Raw genomic sequence first — 23,702 nt, 5'->3', positions numbered from 1 at the left:
TTCTTCTCTACAACCCTATTCATAATTTATATACCTTTTCCCTATGTTTGTCAAGGTTTTTAAAGAAAACTATGAAAGAATCACGGTTTCTCTTACATCATGGAATTCACCATTTCCAGAACAGCTTTTCCCATTTCTTCAGATTTTTTATCTGCGTCCTCCAGAGATGTTCCTTTTACGCCATAATAGAATTTTACCTTCGGTTCTGTTCCCGACGGTCTTACGCAAAGCCATGCGTCGTCTGTCAGATCATAGTAGAGTACGTTGGAAGAAGGAAGGCCTGTCCTGCTTTCTTCTCCGGTTGCCAGATCAACCACCTTGTCTTCTTTGTAATCTCTGGTGGAAGTTACTTTATATCCTCCGATTTCTACCGGCGGTTTCTCGCGAAGGGTATTCATGATTTCCTGAATCTTCTGAAGACCTTCAATTCCTTTCAGAGTGACTGACTGAATGGCGTCTTTGTAGTAGCCGTATTTCTCGTACATATCAATCATAGCATCCCATAAGGTCTTGCCCTGGGTCTTATAATAAGCTGCAGCCTCGCACAGAGCCATGGTTGCCACAATGGCGTCTTTATCCCTTGCGTATGTGCCGATCAGGCAGCCGTAGCTTTCTTCAAAGCCGAATAAGTAGGTGCCTTTTCCGCTTTCTTCAAAGCCCAAAATCTGCTGTCCGATGTACTTAAAGCCGGTCAGTACCTCGATAAATTTCACTCCGTATGATTTTGCAATGGCTCCGGCCAGATTGCTGGTAACGATGGTAGATACTAAGGCGCCGTCTTCCGGAAGTTCTCCATTGATGGCTTTTCTCTGTCCAATCTCATACTCCGCCAGCAGGCATCCGGACATATTTCCGGTTAAATCATGGTAAACTCCGTCTTTGTCTTTCACACGTACGCCCAGACGGTCTGCATCCGGGTCTGTTGCCAGTACCAGATCTGCGTCCACTTCTTTTGCCAGTTTTAAGCCCAGTTCAAATGCTTCTGCAGCTTCCGGGTTTGGATAGCTGACTGTGGGGAAATCTCCATCCGGCAGTTCCTGCTCTTTTACCACATATACATTTTCAAATCCCAGTTCCTTCAGAACTCTTCTGGCAGGAATATTGCCGGTTCCATGAAGGGGAGAATATACGATTTTCAGATTCTTTCCTTCTTTTTCAATGGCTTCCATATGCAGAATCTGTTTCTTCAGCTCAGCGATATAAGCATCGTCAATGGCCTGTCCGATCACTTCGTAGAGGCCTGCTTTTTCCGCTTCTGCCTTGTCCATGGTTTTTACCGTATTCCAGTCGGAAATTGCCTTCACTTCTCCCATAATACCGCTGTCATGAGGAGGCGTAATCTGTGCGCCGTCTTCCCAGTATACCTTATACCCATTATATTCCGGCGGATTATGGCTTGCCGTTACGTTAATTCCGGCTACGCATCCCAAATGACGAAGGGCAAATGACAGCTCCGGAGTCGGTCTTAAAGATTCGAAAATATAAGCTTTAATTCCATTGGCAGCCAGGCATAGTGCCGCTTCCTGTGCAAATTCCGGAGACATATGTCTGGAATCGTAAGCGATTGCCACGCCCTGGCTCTGTTTTCCAACGGAAAGAATATAGTTTGCAAGTCCCTGTGTTGCCCTGCGGACTACATAGATATTCATGCGGTTTGTACCTGCACCAATAATCCCTCTCAGGCCTGCTGTACCAAACTCCAAGTCCATGTAAAAACGCTCTTTAATTTCCTTGTCGTCTCCCTCAATTGCTTTTAATTCTGCTTTTGTGTTTTCATCGAAGTATGGGTTCTCCAGCCATTCCTGATATACTTCTTTGTAATCCATATTTGTACCTCCCTATACAATTCTTTTCCCTTATTATATTACAAATATCCGTAAAGATAAATTCAAAATAAGAATTTCTTAAAACATTTTTCGCCGAAATCCTCCCAGACCTCTCTTTGTTTCACCAAAATCCGGAGTTTTTCCACATTTTTCTCTGAAATCCAGATTTTTTTGTGGGAAAAATAGTAATTTGCCAGCTTCCAGTATTTCTCCGGATACTGAAACCGCAGCTTCAGATTTTCCATTTCTCCCCGGGTAATCTCTTTTCGTTCCTGATAGGCGGTTACCATTTCCTGAGCCAGTTCCAGATTCCAGTTATATTTTTCCAGTATCTTTCTCATGAAACGGTACAAATCCGCCATCTGAATGTCGTAGCACCAGTGTTCAAAGTTGGTAACGGCAATGCCATTCTCTGTAAAAAGTACATTGTGCTGGTTAAATTCCCCGTGACAGATGCATCCCCGTTTTCTGGATTCTTCCAGAAGTTCCCGGTAGCCGGAATTTTCCAGTCTCTCTGTGGCTTCAGCCGCCTTTTCCAGAAACCACTGAGCGCTGAGGGCATACATTTTCTCAAAATCATTTTCTGCTTTTTTCTTTCGGATAAATTTCTGTATTTTTCTTAGTTCCCGGTTGTGGCGCTGGTATTCCTCTCTCTGGGAACGGGCTGCATAGTTTTCCTGGAACTCCAGCCGCATTCCTTTATGTAAGTCTGCCAATGCCCTGACGCTCCTTAAAATATCTTCCCGGGACTTTGTGTCGCACTCCCTTCCTTCATACCATCTGCGCAGAGTATAGGCTGCCCCGTCTTTGTCCCTGGCCACTAAATCTCCCTCTAAAGTGGGAAACAGATAATCGGTCCGGCAAATCCGGCTCTCCTGTATTTTCTGAAGAAGAGCCCGCTGATACTTAAGCTTTGTTTCTGATCCGTTAAATTCCCGAATCATCACTAAGCCATTTTGTGTCTGACACAGCAGCGCTCCCCGTCCCCGCCAGCTTCTGGCGGCGCTAAGACCATATTGCTCCAGTACGCTTAACCCATAATCATACAACGGCAAATCCCCCTCATAGCTTTGTACCTTTCATTCTATGAGGGGAATTTGCCGTTTAAGACCATGTATTAATTTTCTTTCAGCCGTTTCTTTACCTGTTCTTTTAAAAATTCTTTCTCATTTTTTGCCGGATCTTCCAGCACCATCTCCAAAAGTTCATGTAAAAGAATGCCCATCTCCCTGCCCGGCTTCATTCCCAGGGCAATCAGATCTTTCCCGCTGACTGCCAGCTCTTCCAGGGAAACGCACTGTTTCTCCCTTTGAATCTCCCTGAATAAGCCTTCCACTTCCCGGATTCGGAGAAGCTTTTCCTCTTGTTTATATTCGCTTTGCGCCAGGGCATCTGCCTTTTGTACCAGAAGATAGTCTTCAAACAAATCCGGCCCTATCTTGTTTACCGCCTTTCTCACCGCTTTGGAAGTGGGTTCCGGACGGTAATCGTGCCATTTTACCAGCCGACACACCCTGTACAGGGTATCGTTGTCGAATTTCAGCCTTTTTAAAATATCTCTGGCGATTTCTTCACTGAACTTTCCATGGCCTTTGAAGTGATCCCGGCCGTTTTCATCTGTGGTTCTGCAGACCCCTTTTCCCATGTCATGAAGAAGCATGGTCAGGCGCAGCGCCTTCGAAGGAGGAATCTCTTCCATGCTTTTCAGGGTATGCTCCCCTGCCGACATGCAGTGGTGGGGGGTGTTCTGGGGCGTCTCCATCAGAACATCAAATTCCGGCAGAATTTCCTTTGTTATCTTTTCCTCCCAGGCAATCTTTAAATATTCCGGGTGGGGAGACACCAGAATTTTCACCAGTTCTGTCTGGATTCTCTCTGCGCTGATAAGTCGTAAATTGGGCGCAAGGGCTCTCAGAGCCCTGCGGGTTTCAGGCAAAATGTCAAATCCAAGCTGAGCCGAGAACCGGACTGCCCGCAGAATCCGCAGGGCGTCTTCTCTGAAACGCTCTTCGGGATTTCCCACACAGCGGATTACTTTTCGCTGCAGGTCTTCCATTCCTCCGAACAGATCAACCAGCCCTTCCGAGGGATTATAAGCCATGGCGTTAATTGTAAAGTCCCTTCTCTTTAAATCTTCTTTGAGGCTTGCCGTATAGGTTACCTCTTTGGGATGCCTGCCGTCTTCGTATTTCCCGTCCAGTCGGTAGGTGGTGACTTCAAACCCGTCTCTTCCCAGCATCACTGTAACCGTTCCGTGTAAGATTCCCGTATCCACAGTATGATAAAACAGTTTTTTCACTTCTTCCGGCTGTGCGGAGGTGGTAATATCCCAGTCGTCCGGAACCCGGTTTAAGATGGAGTCACGGACGCATCCTCCCACAGCGTAAGCTTCAAATCCATGGGTTTCCAGGACATTGATAATCCTTTCCACCTTAGGCGGTATTTTCAGTCGCAAGTTCCGCCCTCCTTTATGATTGATTCCTTAATAAGCTCTTCCCCAGTAAACCATTTTTTTAGCCGGTTTTCCACAGCAGATACAGTTCTCTGACAGATTTTCCTGTTCAAACGGAATACATCTGGAAGTTGCCTGAAGGTCCTCTTTAATCTTTTCTTCACACTCTTTGCAGCCGCACCACATAGCCTTCACAAATCCCGGTTTCTCTTCAATAGTCTTTTTGAAGGTTTCATAGTCAGCCGCTTCATAGGTATGGCTGTCTCTGTGTGCTCTCGCCCGCTCCAGCATTTCCTTCTGCATGGTATCCAGAATCTTCTGCACTTCTTCTGCCAGCGTCTCAAAGGCTACGGTATATTTTTCTCTGGTATCTCTGCGTACCACAATCACCTGGCCTTTTTCAATATCTTTCGGTCCGCACTCAATACGCACCGGAATTCCTCTCATTTCCTGTTCTGCGAATTTGAATCCCGGGCTCTTATCGGTATCGTCAATTTTCACTCGGAGACCTGCTGCATCCAGAACGCTCTTTAATTCCTGTGCTTTTTCCAGTACCCCTTCTTTATGCTGCTGAATGGGAATGATGTCTACCTGAACGGGAGCAATTCTCGGAGGCAGAACCAGACCGCTGTTGTCTCCGTGAACCATGATAATAGCGCCCATGATACGTGTGGACATTCCCCAGGATGTCTGATGCACATACTGCAGTTTATTTTCTTTATCTGTATACTGAATTCCGAAGGCTTTGGCGAAACCGTCTCCGAAGTTATGGCTGGTTCCGGACTGGAGCGCTTTTCCGTCATGCATTAATGCTTCAATGGTATAGGTAGCTTCTGCACCGGCAAATTTCTCTTTATCCGTCTTCTGTCCTTTAATAACCGGGATAGCCAGTACTTCTTCGCAGAAATCCGCATACACGTTTAACATCTGAATCGTACGTTCCTGTGCTTCTTCTGCCGTGGCATGAGCCGTATGTCCTTCCTGCCATAAGAACTCTCTGGAACGCAGGAAAGGTCTGGTTGTTTTTTCCCAGCGCACTACAGAACACCACTGGTTATATACCTTGGGAAGATCTCTGTGAGACTGGATATCTTTTGCATAAAAATCACAGAATAAAGTTTCTGAGGTAGGACGCACACAGAGACGCTCCTGTAATTTTTCCAGACCGCCGTGGGTTACCCAGGCAACTTCCGGTGCAAATCCTTCTACATGATCTTTTTCCTTCTGCAGAAGTCCTTCGGGAATAAATACCGGCATGTACACGTTCTGAACTCCTGTTGCCTTAAAACGGGCGTCCAGTTCCTTCTGAATATTTTCCCAAATCGCATAACCTGCCGGCTTGATTACCATACATCCTTTTACACTGGTATAGTCGCACAGTTCCGCCTTCTTTACCACATCGGTATACCACTGGGCGAAATCTTCTTCCATAGAAGTAATTGCTTCCACTAATTTCTTTGCCATGATTGTTCTCCTTTTCTTTTACTCAGGGAAAAAAATGAGTCCCCGATCCCCAAAGGGACCGGAAACTCCGGCGGTACCACCCTGATTAACATTTCATATGTTCTCTCTTCGTTTCCGTTAACGCCGAAATTACGCCGTACTTCAATTGTACGGGGCTCCGAGGCCGGTTCTTCAGATCTTCCGTAAAATCTTCTCACCTGCTGATTTCTCTCTGTGGACTGTCCAATCTGAATACTATTCTCATCATCGCCGTTTTCCTGTATGGTGCTCATTCTATAGAAAACCGAAAACGTTGTCAAGAAGTTTCTCAGAGAATTGCCTCAGACGCGGAAACAGATTTCCCGGTCGGTTCTGCTGTATTTGTAATACCGCACGCCCGCTGCATCCAGCATCCGTTTGGACGCCACCACGGAAGGGGTCTGGGCATATTTATCTTCTGCATATATAATGGTCTTAATCCCGGCCTGAATAATGGCTTTGGCGCATTCGTTACAGGGGAACAGGGACACGTATAATTTAGCCCCTTCCAGGCTTCCGCCCCGGTAGTTTAAAATCGCATTCAGCTCACTGTGTGTCACATACAGATATTTGGTATCCAGCGGATCCCCTTCTCTTGCCCAGGGAAACTCATCATCGGAACAGCCGATGGGAAATCCGTTATAACCCATGGACAGAATTTTATTATCCTGGCTGACAATACAGGCTCCCACCTGAGAGTTGGGATCCTTGGAACGCATCCCGGACAAAATGGCTACCCCCATAAAGTACTCATCCCAGGTAATATGATCCATACGCTTCTCGTTTTTCTTCCCCATTGCCTATCCCCAGCCTTTCTTTAGTCTTCCATTCCCTGTATCCGGCGAATATGTCTTTCGTCATTGGAAAACGGTGTATCCAGGAATGTATCTACAATCTTTAATGCCAGACCGGGACCTACTACCCGGCCGCCCAGAGCAAGCACATTGGCATTGTTGTGCTGTCTGGTGGCTTCCGCACAGAAGCAGTCTGTGCAGAGAGCCGCACGGATTCCCCGGAATTTATTGGCCGTAATCGATATGCCGATTCCTGTTCCGCAGATTAAAATTCCCATTTCACATTCTCCGGATAAAATAGCATTGCACACTTTCTTTGCATATACCGGATAGTCCACAGACGCTGTGCTGTCGCATCCGAAATCCTTATATGCAATGTTTCTTTCATCTAAGTGTTTTAAAATCTCCTGTTTCAACTCGTAGCCGCCATGATCGCATCCTATTGCTAACATACCAGTTACCCCCTATACATAAATTTTTTTATGGCCTGCGGCTTTCAGCAGACGGTTCATAATCGCCTGCCCCATCCGCGGTGTATTAAAGGACTCTGAATAAATAGCCGTTACCTGACATTTGTCAAAATCCCGCAATACTTCATATAAATGAAGAGCGATGCTTTCCTCCTCTTCTCTGCTCCCTGTGCATTTTACAATCCCATTGGGATAACGGGAAAGGGTTTCCCGGGTGCAGATAATCCCTATCTGTTCCCCTTTTTCCTGAGCCTCTTGTGCCAGCTCGTTGATTTTCGCGATGACCTTTTCCGTCTCGCCTTCTACAATGGTCAGATCCGCTTTCGGTGCATAATGCCGGTATTTCATCCCGGGAGCCTTAGGCCGCGCCGAATCTCCTTCCTTCAGAAGCCCCCGGTCCATCCGCACCTCTCCCAGCTCTTTTCGAAGCATTTCCAGGGAGATGTAGCCAGGCCGCAGGATGATCGGTACTTCTTCCGTAAAGTCCACAATGGTGGACTCAATTCCGATTCCCACCTGTCCTCCGTCCAGAATCATATCTACCGCATGATTTAAGTCCTCGATTACATGTTCCGCCGTTGTGGGGCTTGGCCTCCCCGAAGTATTGGCGCTTGGGGCCGCAATAAATCCCCCTCCGGCCAGTATCAGCTTCTGTGCCGTCTTATGGCTTGGGAACCTTACAGCCACACTGTCCAGTCCTCCCGTGGTCTCGCGGGGAACACAGTCTGCCTTTGGCAGAATCATAGTCAGGGGACCCGGCCAGTATTTCTCTGCCAGTCTCCGGGCCTTTTCGGGAACCCCGGATGTAATCTTGTCCAGATCTTCCATTCTTGCAATATGAATGATTAACGGATTATCGGAAGGTCTTCCTTTCGCCGCATAAATCTTTTTCGCCGCCCGGGCGTCCAGCCCGTTTCCCCCAAGACCATAGACCGTCTCCGTGGGAAATGCCACAAGTCCTCCCTCTTTCAGGATCTCTCCTGCACGCCGAATCGCTTCTTCACTTTCTGCATCGTCTTTTATCTTTCTAATCTCTGTGTTCATCCGTTACCATCCTTTGTTTTATCCGTTTTCTATTTTACACGATTTTTCTTCAAAAGTCTACCTGCCATCCCAAAGGTCTATGCTGTCTCAATAATGTAGGTTCCTGTATCTTCATCCTGGAAAACAATGGTTCCCAGACTCTGAAGCAGGGAATCATTCAGAGAAACTCCATACTTCTCTCTCTCCATGGCTCCCACAAAAATATATTCCACCTGATACTTCTCCAGAAGCGTTTCCACTTCCTCTGAATCGTCGGAAGTATAAATGGTTTCAATTTCCCAGCTCTTCTCATTTAAGTCTTCCACATCATTTCTCCAGAGCCATTCGTGTACATACCAACCCAGAATCGTGGGAAGTCCCGTCATGGCAGATACCCGTTCGTAACCGGTGTAACTGTCTCCATTGGCCTCCAGAGTCACCGGACTTCCCTGCACATTTTCTTTCAGCCAGCGGATGGCTTTTGCATCCTGAGAAAACTCCGACTCTAAAAAGCCGGTGGCGTTCAGCCCCTGATACTGGGAGGGATCCCAGACTTCTCCAAACCAGGAATATACCGCATTTCCCAGATAGCCCATGGTACTGAGAAGGCACATCAGAGAAGCCAGAGCAAAGGCTCTGCTTACTTTCCTGGCAGAGAATACCAACATGCGCATCAGAAGATAGCCCATGGAAATCCCAAATAAAATATAGGCCTGGTACGTCAGTTTAAACATGGTGTTTGCCCTGGCATTTCCATCTTCATAAATATCTCTTACATAAACCAGTTCCGGAATCAGAACCAGTCCCACCGCACAAAGGCCTAAAACAGCCACAAACAAATCCGGCAGCGCCAGACTCTCCAGATAAACCAGCGGTTTCCATTTTCTTCCCCTCCAAAGCAGAGAACACAGAAAAACTCCCACAACCAGAACCGGAAGTCCCCACAGAATACAAAGCTGATAAAAGCGGGAATGATACTGCGCCAGGGCAACTCCCTGCACCATCGTCTCAAACTGAAGGCTGAACGGAAGGATTACTATAGCAGAAATCCCCAGGACTTCCACCGCCTGAGCCGCTGTGGTCAGGAGAATTTTCTTCCGGCTTTTCCGGAAACGAATCATATTATTAAACAGAACCACGCCTCCGGTAACTACAAAGTAAATGACGAAATCCCAGTAATTGGTCCACTGGTAGATTCCAAGCAGCACAGCCGCCGCCAGAATCTGCGGCCAGAGAAGTTCTCTCTTCCAGAAAGAGCGTCCCATGGTTTCCTCTTCAGGCAGATGCTTCGCCCGGACCTGCTGCGTCCACCCGTACAGAATTCCCAGCAGTAAAAGGACAAAGATAATGTTTACCACATGAGCGTGGAGATCCCCCAGGACAAAGGAGTAGGAAGGAAATTCGTGGATAGTTTTATCCGGTACGTCCGGATTGTGCCCGATATATCTGGTAGAATCCGGAAACCAGTAATCGGTGTATTCTCCTTCTATGGAAAATACCTCCCGAATCCACGGGTAAATTTTATCGTAGATAATATAATGCATATTTCCCGCCAGAGAAACAGAAGCTCCCGCCAGAATTCCCGCAATTGCCGGGAAAGTCCTGCAAATCCTTCTCTCTTTTTCCATTCCCGTAAGCCCTGTGAAATCTTTCTGCTTTTCCGAAAAAAGCTGATAAACCAGAGAAAAGGGAAGAATAAAAGCAAATCCCGCCACCATGGTACGCATCAGGTTATACGTCAGCTCCACCTGGGTTCCTGTCAGTTTCGTAAGAAACACGGCAAAGTACTGTCCGCCGTAATAATAGTTGATCGTTCCCTGGGAATACCACAGATCCACAGCCGGCAGCTCAGTGGCCCGCATCATTGCCTCCATAAAGCCGTAATCCATGAATTTCTCTGTTCCGTAAGCCTCCGGACGAAATCCGGCAAAGTAAGTCCACATCAGAAACAGCAGATAGAATCCCACTTCTTCCCAGAAGATAAATTCTGCCTGTCCCTGAGGATAGACGCGGATTCCTTTCTTTTCTTCTCTGAAAAACAGAACAACACAAACAACCGCACATGCCACAGTTACGGCAATACAGACCGGGGACGTAAACTTCAGAATTTTCAGAGATACCAGCAGCCAGGTCAGATACCCGCAGACGGCCACGGCAAGAACTTTGGAGAACATCCAGCCCTTATCCTGAAAGCGGCTGAAAATCCTTCCCGTAAGGGGCATGAAAATCATCCCCAGAAGTCCTAAAAGCATCCACCAGATCCAGAATGTAATCACATCCCATTTCAGCAAAAAGGCTGAAATCCCCAGTAAGAGAAAAGAAACCAGCGCTTTTCCTGCAATTTGTTTTTTCATTGGATTTATCACCTTCTAAATAGATTTTTTCATTTTATGAAAATCTTTCCATGCCTGCTTTCCGATTTTTACAATTTTTTTCATATTAATGGAATTGGTTCCTCCCTGTCTCGGACGGAAAGTAATCGGATAATACCAGACTCCCAGCTTCTGTTTTTCATAAATTACCGTCATCAGTACGTTGGAGAGATTAAATCCCTCCGGAATCGACTGGAGTACCTGGCGAAGCTGACTGCTCTTCATCAGACGAAACGGTACATTTGCATCTTTCGTCCAAATCTGAAAGCTGAAAAACAGAACCAGTTTCAGTACATGGGTCACAAAAATTCTTTTCCAGCCATCCTGGCGGCTTTTCCGATATCCCAGCAGAAGACCGCATCTTCGCCGTTCTCTCCACAGCGGCCAGAATTCCTTTGGCAGAGTCTGTCCGTCAGAATCTGTCTGAAAAACGTAATCTGCCCCTTCAAAGATCGCATACTTATAGCCGGTCAGAAGAGTGGCTCCATGTCCCTCGTTTTCCTTCGTGATTCCCACAAGATGGGGATACTTTTCTTCTAACCGAAGCAGTTTTTCCTCTGTCTGATCTTTACTTCCGTCATTAAAAACGACCAGGCGGCTTCCATGTCCGATTTCCTCTATCACCGGATACCACTGCTCCACCACCTCTTCAATATTTTCTTCTTCGTTATAGGCCGGCATAATTATATATAAACTATCCATGATTTTACTCGCTTTCTTCTGTTACCTGATAAATTCTCGTCCAACCGTCCCCGGACCTATAGACGAGAGGATAGGTTTCCTCCAGGATGTCCTCTCTGCAGACAGCCTGGAGGTATTCCATATTTTCTTCATATAATATATACGTAATGTTTTCCTTCTCCACCAGCTCCCTTAATGTCCGGGAATCTGCAGCCTGATAGATTTCCATGGCTTTTCCCGCCCGGTAATCCGTATCGTATCCTGCCGACCAGGCATAATAGGGCCATCCGCAGTATAACATCACCCCCGCCATGGTCACTTCGTTTATGCTGTACTGAGGGGTTAAAAGCAAATCTCTGCTGTCCAGATTTTCTTCCAGCCACCGGGTGGTTTCACTCTCCATATTCACGCCAACCCGATGCATGGAATCATTATCTTTGATAATCACTGCCAGATCATAGATGCCGGTAATTGTAAGCATTACCAGAAGTCCCCCGGAGACTATACCCATCCATACTTTCTTTTCTTTCCAGATTCGGACGCAGAGCCAGGCCCAGAAACAGCTTAAAAACGCGTAAGAGATCATTATGTATTTATGATTCACATTAATATCCGGCGTCATGGAAACGGTAAAGGCAAAAAGAAAGGGAAGGAGAAAGGCCGCCATCAGGCACCGCTCTCTTCGCTTCAGTACAACTGCCAAAACCATAAGCCCCACAAAAAATATACCGCTCATCCACACCAGATAGCTGAGTATCCCGGCCGGAGTCCGATCCTCCGCCAGAAATCCAAAATAAAAGGAAAATCCAAGGGAGCTTCCTTTCATAAACAGTTTCGTCTGAATTACAGAGAGAAGTACAGTCAGAGCCGCCAGAACTGCATAATCCGTCTTTCTTTTGGAAAAGACGGCAAATCCTGCCAGAATCAGCAGACCGGCTATAACTGCGGCTCCGTTCCAAAAAGAGCATCCCCCCAACAGCACTCCCCATCCGGCTGCCATGGGCAGATTTTTGGGCTTCCAGGCTTCTCTGGTAAAGAGCAGATGGGACAACCAGGTAAGCCCTTTTGTCCCGTCCTTTACTCCTTCCTGCAGATAACTCCAGAAATAGAAAAGCACCAGACAGACTGCACATAATACAAATGCCAGGTGACGCTGGTTTAAATACACATTGAAGTTCCAAAGCCCCCAGTCTTCGTTCAGGGTATATCCGATAAATGAAGTATTTTCCTTCAGGGTCTGCCACAGGTCTCCCGCCATCAGGTGTTCATATGCAAACCGGAAGAACGAAAAGGAACTCCGGAAGAAAAACAGCACCAGTGTCAGAGCCCCCACTGCAAAACTCTGAAAAATCCGCAGGACCAGCGCGTATAATAACATCAGAAAGCCCAGCAGACTGAGAATACTGATAAGATTATAGGCAATATCCAGACGAAGTCCCAGATATTCCAGATTCCCTGCCAGAAACTGAAACATGAAATGGTATTTTATATCTTCCCCTCCGAAATGAGGATACTGAGTAGGGAAATTGTTTCCTTTGGAAAAGGACCGCATCATGGCCGTATGGGGCGCATAATCTCCGAATACCGTATACCCGGAATATAAAACACCGTCTGAAATAAAGAATACGTAGAACATAAAAAAAGAAACAAAAATTCCTGCTGCCAGGAACAAGCCGATTTCTTTTTTAAATCTTTTGTGATCCGCCCAATACGGCTGTCTCGTTCCTTCTGTTTTCCGGTTTCTGAAATAGAAAAAGGCCAGAATCCCGAAGGCTCCCGCCATCACTGCCAAATTTCCATAAAACAGAGGATTTTCCCGTCTTGCATATACGCTGCAGAAATAGGAAATCCCATAAGTAAACCAGGTCAGTATTAACGTCCCTGTAACGAACCAGCCCGGCAACAGAATCCAGAGGCTGTTTTCCTTACCGTCTGCACACAGATGCTTCTGGGGAAGAATCTGTCTCCCAATCCCAAATGCCAGTAATAAATACAGAATTCCAAGCATACGTTTTCTCCTGTCTCTTCTTATCCTTTCGTCCAGAATTCTCACAACGATTATAGCAAACTTCCTCTGGCAAGAAAAGAATATTTTCCGAAATCACAGATTTATCACATTTTCTCCAGATATTGCATAATTCCTTCATAAATGCATCCTGCAATCTTCTGCTGATAGTCTTCCTCCTGAAGTCTTAGGGCTTCTTCCGGATTTGTGAGAAAACCGCATTCTACAATGTTCAGCACCCCTTCGCTTCTTTTCAGCAGGTAATAACTGTCATTGGCCTTTGCTTCTTTCGGGGATTCTGCTTCAAGGCCTTCATTCATCGAATTCTGTATGAAGGACGCCAGTTTTTCCCCTTCTGCTGAATGCTGATAATAAAAAACCTGCGGCCCCTTTACCGAAGGATCAGAATAGCTGTTCTGATGGATACTTACCGTCAGCAGTGGTTCCGCTTCTTTTATGATTTCGCATCGTCTCTGCATATCCTGAGCCTTTTTATTCTGCGCGTCTTCCTCATACAGCCCTTCGTCTGAATCCCTTGTCATAATGACTTCGAATCCGTTTTCTTCCAGCAGATTTTCCAGCTTCTGTGCAATGGCCAGATTAATTCCCTTCTCTTCCACTCCCTCTGTTCCCACCATACCCGGATCCCGCCCTCCATGACCAGCGTCAATTACAATCTTTTTTGCTGTTTCTTCCTGGCTGACTGCACTTGCAGCTTCCTGCGATAAGAGGAAGAAACCTAAAAGCAGCATGACGCTCATGGTCATTTCCAGAACCTTTCTTTTCATGGACAAAAATACCTCCTGAAACACTTGGTCTATTATATGTTTCAGGAGGTTTAAATATCCTTTGAAACCGGAGATCAGATCTCATCTATCTCTTCCGATAAGTCTTCCAGAGAAGAAGGCATGGAGCCGATAATTCTGTGAACTTCTTTATAGGAAGACATAAAGCGGTGCTGGGCCTGATTGATCAGATTTACAATCTCAGCCAGTTCTTTTTGTACGGCCTGATAATTCTTTTTCCCTTCCCGTACTTTTTCTTCTATTTCAAACTGTTTCTGACGGGCCGCCTTTACACTGTCAGATTCCGCCTTTTTAATCATAGCGTTACATTCCGCCTGTGTTTCCCGCTTCATATGCTCACACTGTTCTTTTGCATCATCCAGCATTCTTCTGGCGCGTACCTTTGCGTCAAACACAAGACTGGCAATGCTGTCATATTCGTCCACATATTTCTGGTATTTTTCTTTCAGGCCATTTTCCAGTTCCGTCTGATGAAGTTCCTTTAACTGAAGACGTTTCTCCAGTTCTTTAATTTTTTCTTCTTTTTCCTGAATCTGCTGTTCCAGCTTCACTTTTTCATCTGCCGCTTTATCCTGCAGAATCTGAAACTGTTCCATCACGTCGTCCTTGTCAAATCCTCCCATAACTGCTGTCTTAAACATTTCGGCCTTACTCATGCCAATTCTCCCCTTTCCATCTTTACTCCGCCATGTTTTCTGAAATTACCGTCCAAATATCAGACGTTTCAAACCCCAGTTTCCAGGCTGCAACACCTGCCAGATTGTATTTGGATACCAGTTTCACTCTTTCTGCAATGGAATCGGCATCCTCCAGCCAAATCTGATAGGTATCATTTCCTTTGTCATAAGTTCCGTAATTCTGACTGGTTGTCTTATCCCAGTAAGTTTCCACTTTATATTTTTCAATTACTTCCTGTGCTGCCTCCATGCCAATGGCCTCGCTGGTTACAATTCCTGCGGAAGTCCTCCACAATCTGGTATAAAATGGAATCCCATGGATGACCTTTTCTGCCGGAACTGAATCCAGAGTATTCTGAATTCCCGTTTCCACCCAGGGAAGAGAAGCCACGGATCCGGCTTCTTCAGATCCTGCATAATGTTCGTCGTATCCCATGATGATTACATAGTCTACCACTTCTCCCTGTTCTGCCCTGTCATAGTGGCTGGTATATTCCTCGGGAACCGGATTATCCACAGACAACACCAGGTTCTTAGTTCTGCACTGGATCGATAATTCTCTGAGGAATTCCAGGAAATGAACCCCGGCTCCCTCTGTCAGATTCTCAAAGTCCACATTAATTCCGTCCAGATTTACTTTTTCTGCCTGTACCATTAACTGATTGATTAGCCTGGTTCTGGCTGACAGACTGGATAAAACGGTTTCTGTATCAATGGCATCGCTGAAATTATCCACCAATCCCCATACTTCCATGCCTTTTTTATGAGCCAGATTTACATAAGTCCTGCTGGCAATGGAACTAATATTTCCCTGATTATCCTTAATGGAATACCAGGTCGGTGAAATTACATTAACCCCTTTGATATTTTTCGTAGCTGATGCAAAAGTAGCGTTGGCATCGTGAGTGGTCACCTGATGCCAGGCCAGGTTGATTTTCTTTTCTCTGTTGATACTGGTATACACCGGTTCCTGGAAACTTCGATCCTGGGTAGTCTCTGTGGGTGCAGATACCTGATCCTTTTTCACATATCCTCTCAGGCCGTCCTGTGTCATAACTTCGTCCCAGTCTTCCATCTCCTGTATTAACTCCAGATTTTCTCCTTGTGGGACTTCTCTCAGAATCTCTGCCTTAATTCCTCCCCGGTAGCGCACCTGGGTATCTTTTTGGGCAGTCACCTGTTTTTTCTTCCACTGATACTGTACTACCAGCCGATCCGGATCTTTTACCAGTTCAGACTCTATATCTGTATACTGTCCCACCAGATCTACGGAAAGAAACACCGTATCTCCCTGCACGCACACATCAGCAGTTCCTGCCTCTCCGCTTTCCACTTTCACCAGTTCTTCCGGAAGCGCATACAGAACCTGGCTGTTTTCTGCATCCCAGTAAAATTTTTTATTCAGATACTGGTATACTGCCTGAAGGGGAATATAGGTTTTGTCCCCGGCGGTAATCCCTGTCTCTTCCAGAATCTCCGTACCGAAAATCAGCGGAATTTCGCCTTCTGCAGTTCCATAATATTCGGTTAAATCCATCTGTTCTCTGGAGGGTATATATTTCTGAATAAAATGTGCAGCTGCCCATACTGCTGTAATAATTAAAATCAATGCCATAACAACCATTACCGGCACGGCTTTTTTCCTCATGTAAATCTCCCATCCGCTGCTTTATCCCTGCAGCAATTTTTTCCTGATCATTTCTGTCACGATTAGTCTGCCCCTTTTCTTTCATGGTCACCCATTATCCCGGAGTTCTTTTATACGATTTTGCTAAGGCAGCGTTAAAATACAAAAAACATCCCTTTTATACGCAAACGCCGCATTGGCAAAAGAGTCTGACATATTATAACATACTTTTTACAAAATTGTAACATTTTTATTGAACATTTGCAACAGCAAAAGGAAAGACTCTGCACAGAGGTTATGTATGAGGGGAACTTATTTTTTATTTCCGGCAGAGTCTCTCCGTTCTTATCTTATCTTTCCTTTACAAATTGAAAATCCAGACGTTCAATCCCTCCTTTTCCGTTGCCTACATAGTCCCGCATGTACACCCCGTCTTCTGCTATCATATGTGCTTTTACAATGGATTTGGTAGTACTGGGGCATCCGTTTAAATAAAGAGAAATTCCTTCTTCTTCATAGGACTTCAGCTCTTTCTTTAAAGATTTCAGTGTTCTTTTTGATATTCGTGATATATTTTTATTCACGGTTCCTCCTTTCCTTTCAGGATTTACAGAAAACACCATAGGTTCCAGGAAATACGGCAAAATCCTTCTCATTTGGTATAAGGGGGAAATAACATTACCTGCGGCAGAATGCAGCAGAAATCTTGGTAATGTAAAAAGAACTTTCAGGTTGTCTATGCGAGTTTAATACGTACTTGTTTCAAATTTCTTTTGTACTTCTGATTCGCTTTCTTTCCTTAGCTTTTATTATAAACCCTCTTCTTTAAATTGCAACTGATTTAGGCAAATTATGCAATTTTTAACTTTTTGTTTCCATATATTTTATAAATTGGGGAAATTGATTTTCTTTACAATTCTCATATCTTTGTATATAATAAAATAGAATAAGCAGATTTAAAAGTCATAACTATATTTTTAAATAGGATGTGATGATATGAAAATAGAAAAAATCAGTGAGAATCAGATACGATGCACGTTGACGAAAGAAGATTTGGATCTGCACCACATTCGTCTCAGTGAACTGGCTTACGGAACTGACAAGGCAAAGAAGCTTTTCCGCGATATGATGCAGAAGGCCCATACAGAATTTGGTTTCGAGGCGGATAATATTCCTCTGATGATTGAGGCAATCCCCTTAAACGCAGAAAGTATTATCCTGATCATAACCAAAGTAGAGGATCCGGAAGAGCTGGATACCAGATTTTCCAAATTTGCTCCCTATCAGAACAACAGTTCCGAGGAGACTTTAAAACTGGACGGCGCCGATGATATTATTGATATATTCCATAAATTGTATGAATCTAAAGTAAAAGGAGCTTCCAAAAAGCCCAGCGCGAAACCTGTGGAAAAGCCCACGGTGGATTTGGTACGGCTTTACCAGTTTCCCACCTTTGACTCTGTTATTGAAGCATCCCACGGACTGAACGGTTTTTACACCGGAGAAAACTCCTTATACAAAGATCTTCACCGCCAGACTTATTCTCTGGTTGTACATCAGTCCTCCTACACGCCGGAAGAGTTTAACAAAGTCTGCAACATTCTTTCGGAATATGGCCGGGGCAGAACATTTACCCATGCAGGGGAGGCTCATTTAATGGAGCACGGAGAAATTATTGTAGCGCAAAAAGCCTTACAGCAACTTTATAATATCTGACCAGTTATGACTTTTTAATCGCAGGAAGACCCAGGAGATTTTCCTGCAGCAAAAAACCGCAGCAGCAAACATGCCGCAGCGGTTTTTATTTTTTTATGCATTATTAGACAGAAAATCGTTAATCTGATTTACCAGAATATCTGCATCGATTCCATGAACCATAGCCGCTTCTTCAAGAGATTCCATCTGTGCGGAAGGGCAGCCCAGGCAGTGCATGCCGGCTCTCATAAGAATGGGTGCAATATTCGGATCTAATTTAATAAGCTGGCCGATTAACATCTGTTTTGTTACTTGTGCCATATCTGATTCCTCCTTTTTCTTATGTTTCCCATTATAATCCCTTTTTACCTTTGGATCAACTAAAATCTCTATAAATATAGTCTGATTTAACAAATTTCATTTCCCAAAAATTTCTCTTGTAATCTTGGAAGTATTATATTAGAATGTGGATAGAACCCGGAAGGGTTAAGTGATTCTATTTTTAAGGAGGATGTAAGAATGGCATACGTAATTACTGATGAATGTGTAAGCTGTGGAACCTGTGAAAGTGAATGCCCATCTGAGGCTATTTCTCAGGGTGATGAGCATTATGTAATCGATGCGGACGCTTGTGTAGACTGCGGAACATGCGCAGATGCCTGTCCTACAGAGGCTATTCAGCCAGGCGAATAATGTACCAGAAAAAAGCTGCTGCAGATAGAAATGTTCTGCAGCAGCTTTTTTATTTTTTATGTTTTCTTGTCCGTCTCCTCCGAGGTTCACCGGCCGCAGCCGCCTGTCTTCTGGCTTCCTGATGAAGCCGGATGGTCTCATCCAGAGAGTGACAACGGGCTTCTTCCTCATTTCTTTCCTTCATTCCTCTGGCAATCAGCTTTTCCAGAATGGCCTGAAACTCTAAGATTTTAGCTTCATGATCCCGGCTGTCTTTCTCACTGTTTTCACAGGTTTTCTTCTCCTGGGACACCGCTTTTTCCTCCACTGGTTCTGAACCTCCATCCAGAAGTTTTACCTTATCCGCAGACGCCCCGGGGGCCAGCCTGGATATTCTGGGTACCAGTTCTTTAATTGCTCTTAGCTGTAATCCCCGCTTCTTCAGTTCTTTAATATTCAGAAATAACTGAATATCATATCCGGTGTAGTAACGGTGCCCCTGCTCATTACGGCCAATCCTGAGTCCCAGTTCCTCTTCCCAGTAACGGAGAACATAGGATTTCACTCCTGTCAGTTCTGCAGCCTGCGTCACCGTATAACGCTTTTCAGCCATACTACCCCTCCTTATGAACTCGCTGTCTTCATTATACCAAAGGGCAGTAAAATTGCAACGGAAAGTCATCGACAAATACCCGTCTGAGAATTCTCCTTACTTCAAAATTCCTCTTTCCATATCCCGGAAAATTCCCGGAGTCTCTTTTAATTCTATAAAGTTCCCTCTTTGTACAATTTCTCCCTTATCCATTACGATAATTTCATCGCAATTCTGCAGGGTTGACAGGCGGTGGGCGATGGAAATAATGGTTGTCCCGTACTCCTGCTTCATCTTTTCAATCTCTTTTTGTATCAGCTTCTCTGAGGTATTATCCAGGGCAGAAGTTGCTTCGTCTAAAATCAGGATTTTCGGCTTTCTTAAAAAGATTCTGGCCAGGGCAATTCTCTGTCTCTGGCCTCCGGATAAGTTCCCTCCGCCTTCCGCAATCTCAAACTGATACTGATCCGGCAGCTTTTCAATCACCTGATCAATACAGGCCTTTCTGGCCGCAATTTTTACTTCTTCCAGGGTTACTTCTCTTTTCATCCCGTAGCAGATGTTATGAAAAATAGTATCTGCTATTAAAAAAGGAGTCTGCGGCACCAGTGCCACCACATCTGCAAGATCCGAACGGGTAAGCTGATTCAGATTTCTGTTCCCCAGAAAAACATCTCCCCGGGCTTCCTCCAGCTTATCCAGTACTTTAATCAGCGTTGATTTTCCACAGCCGCTGGGGCCTGCAATTCCCAGGAATTCTCCCCCTTTGATTTGCAGATCGATCCCTTTTAGTATTTTTGTTTCCGGATCTTCCGGATAAAAGAAGCTTACTTGTTTCAGCGCAACGCCATTATCTGCCGGCGCTTCTTCCTGCGATTCTTCCTGGGTTTCATAAGAAAAGTCCCTGGGGATTTCCACCATTCGGAAGTAATCGTCTGCAAGAACCACACATTCGGAAAATTCATCCAGTATCCTGTGCAGTTCTCTTAAAGGCCCTGTAAGCTGGGTAAAACACAGATAGGCCGTCAGTACGGTTCCAATGGTAATCATACCTCTGGCAGCCAGCAAAACAGCAATGGCAATGACCAGTACGCTGAATACGGCTTCGTTGATAAATTTCAGACAGTCATAAAATGCCATAGCCTTATGATGTTTCATTTCTTTTTTTCTTAACTGTTCGGAACGATCGCCAATCCGTTCTCCTTCCTCCTGAGCGCTGTCAAAAGATCGAATCGTCTCAATTCCGCCCAGCAGTTCCACCATGGTTCCGTCCATATCGGCCTTGGTATTCATCAGTTCAATCCGGATGCCCTTTTGTGTATTGATTTGGCGAAATACAATTCCGGTTCCCACAGGGATGACCAGAATAATTAAAAAGGCCACCAGAACAGGTAGTTTCATGAAAATCACCACAATAGAGGCAACTCCCGTGGCAACTGCCGGAGCAAAATCCATAAAAAGCAGTTTAATCAGCTTTGTGGTTCCTTCCAGACTTCGGTTCAGCCTTCCGTGAATATTTCCTGTCATATGTCCGCGAAAGTAGGAAAGCGGCGCCATTAATAAAGACTCGGTTGCCTTTTGCCGGGCGCTTTTTTCTGCGTGGGTCGCCGTATCTTCTACAATCAGGCGGCGGATTACTTTAATAACCTCATTAAATACATTGACAATTAAAATGAACAGCAAAATTGGTATGACAGACTGAAAGTGGATGGTCTGCGCCGCCAGCACATGATCTGTAAGGTATCCCACTGCCAAAGGTGTAAACTGGCTTAAAACAGCAGAAACTCCTAAAATCAGCAGGATAAAGAAAAAGCCCACTTTCTGTCTTTTATGCAGTAAAGAAAAGATTCTTCTGTAAAGTCTCTTTCCCCGGTTTTCTGTTTCGTGCATCCTTTCACTTCCCTTCTTCTATATCCCAGTCATTATAGCACAGGGCGGTGTTCAGGAAAACACATAAGATATAAAATTCGTTTCTTTCCTACAGTTGAAAGGTACTTCCTTTAACAGGAATGCCGGCTGTCTGCGCCAGTCTGTACAGACCTTCAGAAGCCACAGAGACGGTACTTTCCACATGGATAAAATCCGTTGCGCTGCGATCATACAGAATGTTGGCCTGGGCATCGAACTCTTCGTCTTCCTCCCAGAACAGAAACCGCAGAGGCATACAGGCAAAAGCATCTAACTGATAGCCCACATCCGCATACCGAAGCTTTTGCCCTTTCAGTCTGATACAGGCTTCTTCTAATTCTTTTCCGTGTCCCGCAAAGGTTAAAGCAAACGCCCGGATAACGCCCCTTTGAAACGCAGGACCAAAGGGTCTTGCATTTTTCAGTTGTTCAAAGGGAACCCAGTCATTGGTCAGCGCTGCCCCCGGTGTGGCAAATCCAAGCAGGGTATAAATATTAAACTTTGTTGTATTGGAAACCGGATCCGAATCCTCCAGAGCTTCAATGGTCCCTTTCTTCTTATGAATCCCATATTTTCTGGCATAATGATATAAGGTCAGATACTCTCCTTCTTCTTTTAATTCCGGCACTTTTTTCCGTAACTCTTCCAGATCCCACTGCAGGAACTTTTCCTGCCACTGGATACATGCTTTTTCATAATTTGAAACCTTACTTTCCATATGATCCTCCCTTTTATAAAGCAAAGAAAACTTCTTAAACACCTGCTATTATAATAGGAAAGGGAAATAAAATCCACCGAAAAAACCAGGTATAAGTCCGTTCCTCATACCTGGTTCACAATTTCTAACTTTTTTCAGCGGGAAAGTTTTTCATATTCTTCATCTGATACCGGTTCACACCATTCATTGGATGTTTTCTCTCCCGGAACTTCCACCGCCAGATGGGAGAACCATCCGTCTTTTCCTGCCCCATGCCAGTGTTTTACTTCCGCCGGAATGTTCACCACATCCCCCGGATTTAATTTCTGTGCCTCTTTTCCCCATTCCTGATACCAGCCGGTTCCGGCAACACAAATCAGAATCTGGCCGCCGCCTTTTTCCGCATGGTGAATATGCCAATTGTTGCGGCATCCCGGTTCAAAAGTCACATTAAATATTCCCACCTGGGAAACAGACAAGGGGGCTAAGTAGCTGTTTCCTGAGAAATACTGAGCAAATCCGTCATTGGGCGCTCCGATGGGAAATACCATTGAATTTGCATGAGCTGTCATAGCGTCCTCTTCTTTTTCTTCTTCTGCCCAGACTTCTTTGGCCATATAAAAGGCCGCCCAGGCTTTGGGCCATCCTGCGTAAAAGGCCGCGTGAGTCAGAATCTCTGCAATTTCCGTTTTGGTGATTCCATTCTTTTTCGCTGTGGTTAAATGATATTTAAATGAAGAGTCCACAAGTCCCTGTGCCATCAATGCAGTAACCGTAACTAAAGACCGATCCCGAAGGGAAAGCTGCTCCTGTCTGTTCCACACTTCGCCAAACAGTATATCATCATTTAAATGGGCAAATTCCGGTGCAAATTCTCCCAGAGCATCTCTGCCTGCCGTCTGCTTTACTGCCATAGTAATCTCCTCCTTTTGCTTTCTTTACACTTTTTCTTTATTATAGTCGTTCCTTCTTTGACATGGAATCTCCAATATGTTCCGGAGGTTTTTATGTTCAATAAACAATTGACAGCCTTTGTCTGCGCTGCAGACTGTGGCAGCTTTACAAAGGCTGCAGAACAGCTTTTTATTTCTCCTACTGCCGTTATGAAAAAAATCAACGCTTTGGAAAATCATCTGAACCTAAAATTAATAGAACGCACCCCTTCCGGGATTTCTTTAACCCCGGCCGGAAGGGTTATCTATAAAGACGCCAAATTCCTCTTTGATTACTCCCGGCGCAGTATAGAAAATGCCCGGCAGGCCATGCGTGCAGAAACCCGGACCTTCTGTGTGGGAACCTCTTTATTAAATCCGGCAAAACCTTTTATGGACTTATGGTACGGGGTTAATCAGGAATTCTCCAATTACCGGCTTCACCTGGTTCCTTTTGAGGACAATCATGAGGGAATCCTCTCAGAGATTTCCAAACTCGGGAAAAAGTTCGATTTCCTGATTGGGGTATGTGACTCCAAACGCTGGATGAATTTATGCCGGCTACTGCCAATTGGACGGTATAAAAAAATGATTGCCGTCTCCAAAGATCACCCCCTGGCTGACCGGAAAATCCTCTCTGTTTCGGATCTGTACGGGGAAACTCTGATGATGGTAAAGAAAGGAGACTCTGAGGTAAACGATGCCATTCGGGAAGATTTGCAGCAGAACCATCCGCAAATCCGAATTGAGGATACACCCCAGTTTTACGATATTTCTGTCTTTAACCGCTGTGCAGAAACCCAGAACGTCCTGCTGACCCTGGAATGCTGGAGGGAGGTCCATCCGGCTTTGGTAACCATTCCCGTAAAGTGGGACTATAGCATCCCCTACGGTCTTCTTTACAGTCTTTCCCCCTCGGAAGAAGTGCTTCGTTTCCTGGATGCCGTCAAAGCAAAATTCCCCGCCTTGCCTTAACAAAGCGGGGAAACAT

General features: G+C 45.2%; 22 protein-coding genes and 1 other annotated feature. Of the genes, 3 read left to right on the top strand and 19 right to left on the bottom strand.

Annotated features, from left to right (window positions below):
* Nucleotides 1-92 precede the first annotated feature (92 nt).
* The 14 genes from B5F53_RS03385 to B5F53_RS03315 form a co-directional block, all read right to left on the bottom strand.
* Nucleotides 93-1,826 carry a phospho-sugar mutase gene (locus tag B5F53_RS03385; RefSeq protein WP_087219775.1) on the bottom strand — a complete coding sequence of 578 codons (1,734 nt, stop codon included), beginning with the start codon at nt 1,824-1,826 and terminating at the stop codon, nt 93-95.
* 62 nt (nt 1,827-1,888) lie between these two features.
* Nucleotides 1,889-2,875 (bottom strand): CotS family spore coat protein, encoded by a 987-nt coding sequence (locus B5F53_RS03380; RefSeq protein ID WP_087219772.1) that lies wholly within the window; start codon nt 2,873-2,875, stop codon nt 1,889-1,891.
* Nucleotides 2,876-2,943: 68 nt separating this feature from the next.
* The gene (locus tag B5F53_RS03375) at nt 2,944-4,281 is read right to left on the bottom strand and encodes a CCA tRNA nucleotidyltransferase (RefSeq protein ID WP_087219769.1); all 1,338 of its coding nucleotides are present in this window, start codon (nt 4,279-4,281) and stop codon (nt 2,944-2,946) included.
* A 27-nt stretch (nt 4,282-4,308) separates the two neighbouring features.
* Nucleotides 4,309-5,742, bottom strand: a complete 1,434-nt coding sequence (proS, locus tag B5F53_RS03370; protein ID WP_087219766.1) for a proline--tRNA ligase — start codon at nt 5,740-5,742, stop codon at nt 4,309-4,311.
* A gap of 50 nt (nt 5,743-5,792) precedes the next feature.
* Nucleotides 5,793-5,998 (bottom strand) — a binding site (T-box leader).
* A gap of 64 nt (nt 5,999-6,062) precedes the next feature.
* The gene (locus B5F53_RS03360) at nt 6,063-6,557 is read right to left on the bottom strand and encodes a deoxycytidylate deaminase (protein WP_087219760.1); all 495 of its coding nucleotides are present in this window, start codon (nt 6,555-6,557) and stop codon (nt 6,063-6,065) included.
* Nucleotides 6,558-6,577: 20 nt separating this feature from the next.
* Complete coding sequence (rpiB, locus tag B5F53_RS03355) at nt 6,578-7,006, bottom strand: ribose 5-phosphate isomerase B (protein ID WP_087219757.1); 429 nt, start codon at nt 7,004-7,006, stop codon at nt 6,578-6,580.
* Between the two features lie 12 nt (nt 7,007-7,018).
* Nucleotides 7,019-8,068: an L-threonylcarbamoyladenylate synthase gene (locus B5F53_RS03350; protein ID WP_087219754.1), complete on the bottom strand. Its 1,050-nt coding sequence runs from the start codon at nt 8,066-8,068 to the stop codon at nt 7,019-7,021.
* Between the two features lie 77 nt (nt 8,069-8,145).
* Nucleotides 8,146-10,401, bottom strand: a complete 2,256-nt coding sequence (locus B5F53_RS03345) for a DUF2298 domain-containing protein (protein ID WP_087219751.1) — start codon at nt 10,399-10,401, stop codon at nt 8,146-8,148.
* Nucleotides 10,402-10,416: 15 nt separating this feature from the next.
* Complete coding sequence (locus tag B5F53_RS03340) at nt 10,417-11,121, bottom strand: glycosyltransferase (RefSeq protein ID WP_087219747.1); 705 nt, start codon at nt 11,119-11,121, stop codon at nt 10,417-10,419.
* Nucleotides 11,122-11,125: 4 nt separating this feature from the next.
* Complete coding sequence (locus B5F53_RS03335) at nt 11,126-13,108, bottom strand: hypothetical protein (RefSeq protein WP_087219744.1); 1,983 nt, start codon at nt 13,106-13,108, stop codon at nt 11,126-11,128.
* A gap of 104 nt (nt 13,109-13,212) precedes the next feature.
* Nucleotides 13,213-13,893: an N-acetylmuramoyl-L-alanine amidase gene (locus B5F53_RS03330; RefSeq protein ID WP_087219741.1), complete on the bottom strand. Its 681-nt coding sequence runs from the start codon at nt 13,891-13,893 to the stop codon at nt 13,213-13,215.
* Between the two features lie 74 nt (nt 13,894-13,967).
* Entirely contained in the window at nt 13,968-14,567 is a 600-nt protein-coding gene (locus B5F53_RS03325; RefSeq protein ID WP_087219738.1) for a hypothetical protein, read from the bottom strand.
* Nucleotides 14,568-14,589: 22 nt separating this feature from the next.
* Entirely contained in the window at nt 14,590-16,236 is a 1,647-nt protein-coding gene (locus B5F53_RS03320) for a glycosyl hydrolase family 18 protein (protein WP_087219735.1), read from the bottom strand.
* Between the two features lie 329 nt (nt 16,237-16,565).
* Nucleotides 16,566-16,799 (bottom strand): hypothetical protein, encoded by a 234-nt coding sequence (locus B5F53_RS03315; RefSeq protein ID WP_242970226.1) that lies wholly within the window; start codon nt 16,797-16,799, stop codon nt 16,566-16,568.
* Nucleotides 16,800-17,211: 412 nt separating this feature from the next.
* Here B5F53_RS03315 and B5F53_RS03310 point away from each other — a divergent pair, with 412 nt between their 5' ends.
* Complete coding sequence (locus B5F53_RS03310) at nt 17,212-17,931, top strand: adaptor protein MecA (RefSeq protein WP_087219732.1); 720 nt, start codon at nt 17,212-17,214, stop codon at nt 17,929-17,931.
* 93 nt (nt 17,932-18,024) lie between these two features.
* Here B5F53_RS03310 and B5F53_RS03305 read toward each other — a convergent pair whose 3' ends face one another.
* Nucleotides 18,025-18,231 (bottom strand): DUF1858 domain-containing protein, encoded by a 207-nt coding sequence (locus B5F53_RS03305; protein ID WP_087219729.1) that lies wholly within the window; start codon nt 18,229-18,231, stop codon nt 18,025-18,027.
* 198 nt (nt 18,232-18,429) lie between these two features.
* Between B5F53_RS03305 and B5F53_RS03300 the strand changes: the two genes are divergently transcribed.
* The gene (locus B5F53_RS03300; RefSeq protein ID WP_087219726.1) at nt 18,430-18,603 is read left to right on the top strand and encodes a DUF362 domain-containing protein; all 174 of its coding nucleotides are present in this window, start codon (nt 18,430-18,432) and stop codon (nt 18,601-18,603) included.
* Nucleotides 18,604-18,652: 49 nt separating this feature from the next.
* Here B5F53_RS03300 and B5F53_RS03295 read toward each other — a convergent pair whose 3' ends face one another.
* From B5F53_RS03295 to B5F53_RS03280, 4 genes are all read right to left on the bottom strand, one after another.
* Entirely contained in the window at nt 18,653-19,195 is a 543-nt protein-coding gene (locus B5F53_RS03295) for a MerR family transcriptional regulator (protein WP_087219723.1), read from the bottom strand.
* Nucleotides 19,196-19,291: 96 nt separating this feature from the next.
* Nucleotides 19,292-21,064: an ABC transporter ATP-binding protein gene (locus B5F53_RS03290; protein ID WP_087219721.1), complete on the bottom strand. Its 1,773-nt coding sequence runs from the start codon at nt 21,062-21,064 to the stop codon at nt 19,292-19,294.
* An 88-nt stretch (nt 21,065-21,152) separates the two neighbouring features.
* The gene (locus tag B5F53_RS03285; protein WP_087219718.1) at nt 21,153-21,800 is read right to left on the bottom strand and encodes a DUF3786 domain-containing protein; all 648 of its coding nucleotides are present in this window, start codon (nt 21,798-21,800) and stop codon (nt 21,153-21,155) included.
* A 134-nt stretch (nt 21,801-21,934) separates the two neighbouring features.
* Nucleotides 21,935-22,693: a carboxymuconolactone decarboxylase family protein gene (locus B5F53_RS03280; protein ID WP_087219715.1), complete on the bottom strand. Its 759-nt coding sequence runs from the start codon at nt 22,691-22,693 to the stop codon at nt 21,935-21,937.
* Nucleotides 22,694-22,786: 93 nt separating this feature from the next.
* Between B5F53_RS03280 and B5F53_RS03275 the strand changes: the two genes are divergently transcribed.
* Nucleotides 22,787-23,686 carry a LysR family transcriptional regulator gene (locus B5F53_RS03275; RefSeq protein ID WP_087219712.1) on the top strand — a complete coding sequence of 300 codons (900 nt, stop codon included), beginning with the start codon at nt 22,787-22,789 and terminating at the stop codon, nt 23,684-23,686.
* The last annotated feature ends 16 nt before the right edge of the window (nt 23,687-23,702 follow it).

Origin of the sequence: Blautia sp. An249 (assembly GCF_002159835.1) — a bacterium.
Taxonomy (GTDB): domain Bacteria; phylum Bacillota; class Clostridia; order Lachnospirales; family Lachnospiraceae; genus Blautia_A; species Blautia_A avistercoris.
This window is presented reverse-complemented; position numbering and strand designations above follow the sequence as displayed.

Coding starts and splice junctions, on each gene's coding strand:
- B5F53_RS03325 (WP_087219738.1), bottom strand. CDS start 14,567: ATGAGTAAGGCCGAAATGTTTAAGACAGCAGTTATGGGAGGATTTGAC.
- B5F53_RS03360 (WP_087219760.1), bottom strand. CDS start 6,557: ATGGGGAAGAAAAACGAGAAGCGTATGGATCATATTACCTGGGATGAG.
- B5F53_RS03310 (WP_087219732.1), top strand. CDS start 17,212: ATGAAAATAGAAAAAATCAGTGAGAATCAGATACGATGCACGTTGACG.
- B5F53_RS03275 (WP_087219712.1), top strand. CDS start 22,787: ATGTTCAATAAACAATTGACAGCCTTTGTCTGCGCTGCAGACTGTGGC.
- B5F53_RS03335 (WP_087219744.1), bottom strand. CDS start 13,108: ATGCTTGGAATTCTGTATTTATTACTGGCATTTGGGATTGGGAGACAG.
- B5F53_RS03295 (WP_087219723.1), bottom strand. CDS start 19,195: ATGGCTGAAAAGCGTTATACGGTGACGCAGGCTGCAGAACTGACAGGA.
- B5F53_RS03345 (WP_087219751.1), bottom strand. CDS start 10,401: ATGAAAAAACAAATTGCAGGAAAAGCGCTGGTTTCTTTTCTCTTACTG.
- B5F53_RS03350 (WP_087219754.1), bottom strand. CDS start 8,068: ATGAACACAGAGATTAGAAAGATAAAAGACGATGCAGAAAGTGAAGAA.
- B5F53_RS03320 (WP_087219735.1), bottom strand. CDS start 16,236: ATGAGGAAAAAAGCCGTGCCGGTAATGGTTGTTATGGCATTGATTTTA.
- B5F53_RS03290 (WP_087219721.1), bottom strand. CDS start 21,064: ATGCACGAAACAGAAAACCGGGGAAAGAGACTTTACAGAAGAATCTTT.
- proS (WP_087219766.1), bottom strand. CDS start 5,742: ATGGCAAAGAAATTAGTGGAAGCAATTACTTCTATGGAAGAAGATTTC.
- B5F53_RS03340 (WP_087219747.1), bottom strand. CDS start 11,121: ATGGATAGTTTATATATAATTATGCCGGCCTATAACGAAGAAGAAAAT.
- B5F53_RS03300 (WP_087219726.1), top strand. CDS start 18,430: ATGGCATACGTAATTACTGATGAATGTGTAAGCTGTGGAACCTGTGAA.
- B5F53_RS03285 (WP_087219718.1), bottom strand. CDS start 21,800: ATGGAAAGTAAGGTTTCAAATTATGAAAAAGCATGTATCCAGTGGCAG.
- B5F53_RS03280 (WP_087219715.1), bottom strand. CDS start 22,693: ATGGCAGTAAAGCAGACGGCAGGCAGAGATGCTCTGGGAGAATTTGCA.
- B5F53_RS03385 (WP_087219775.1), bottom strand. CDS start 1,826: ATGGATTACAAAGAAGTATATCAGGAATGGCTGGAGAACCCATACTTC.
- B5F53_RS03305 (WP_087219729.1), bottom strand. CDS start 18,231: ATGGCACAAGTAACAAAACAGATGTTAATCGGCCAGCTTATTAAATTA.
- rpiB (WP_087219757.1), bottom strand. CDS start 7,006: ATGTTAGCAATAGGATGCGATCATGGCGGCTACGAGTTGAAACAGGAG.
- B5F53_RS03330 (WP_087219741.1), bottom strand. CDS start 13,893: ATGAAAAGAAAGGTTCTGGAAATGACCATGAGCGTCATGCTGCTTTTA.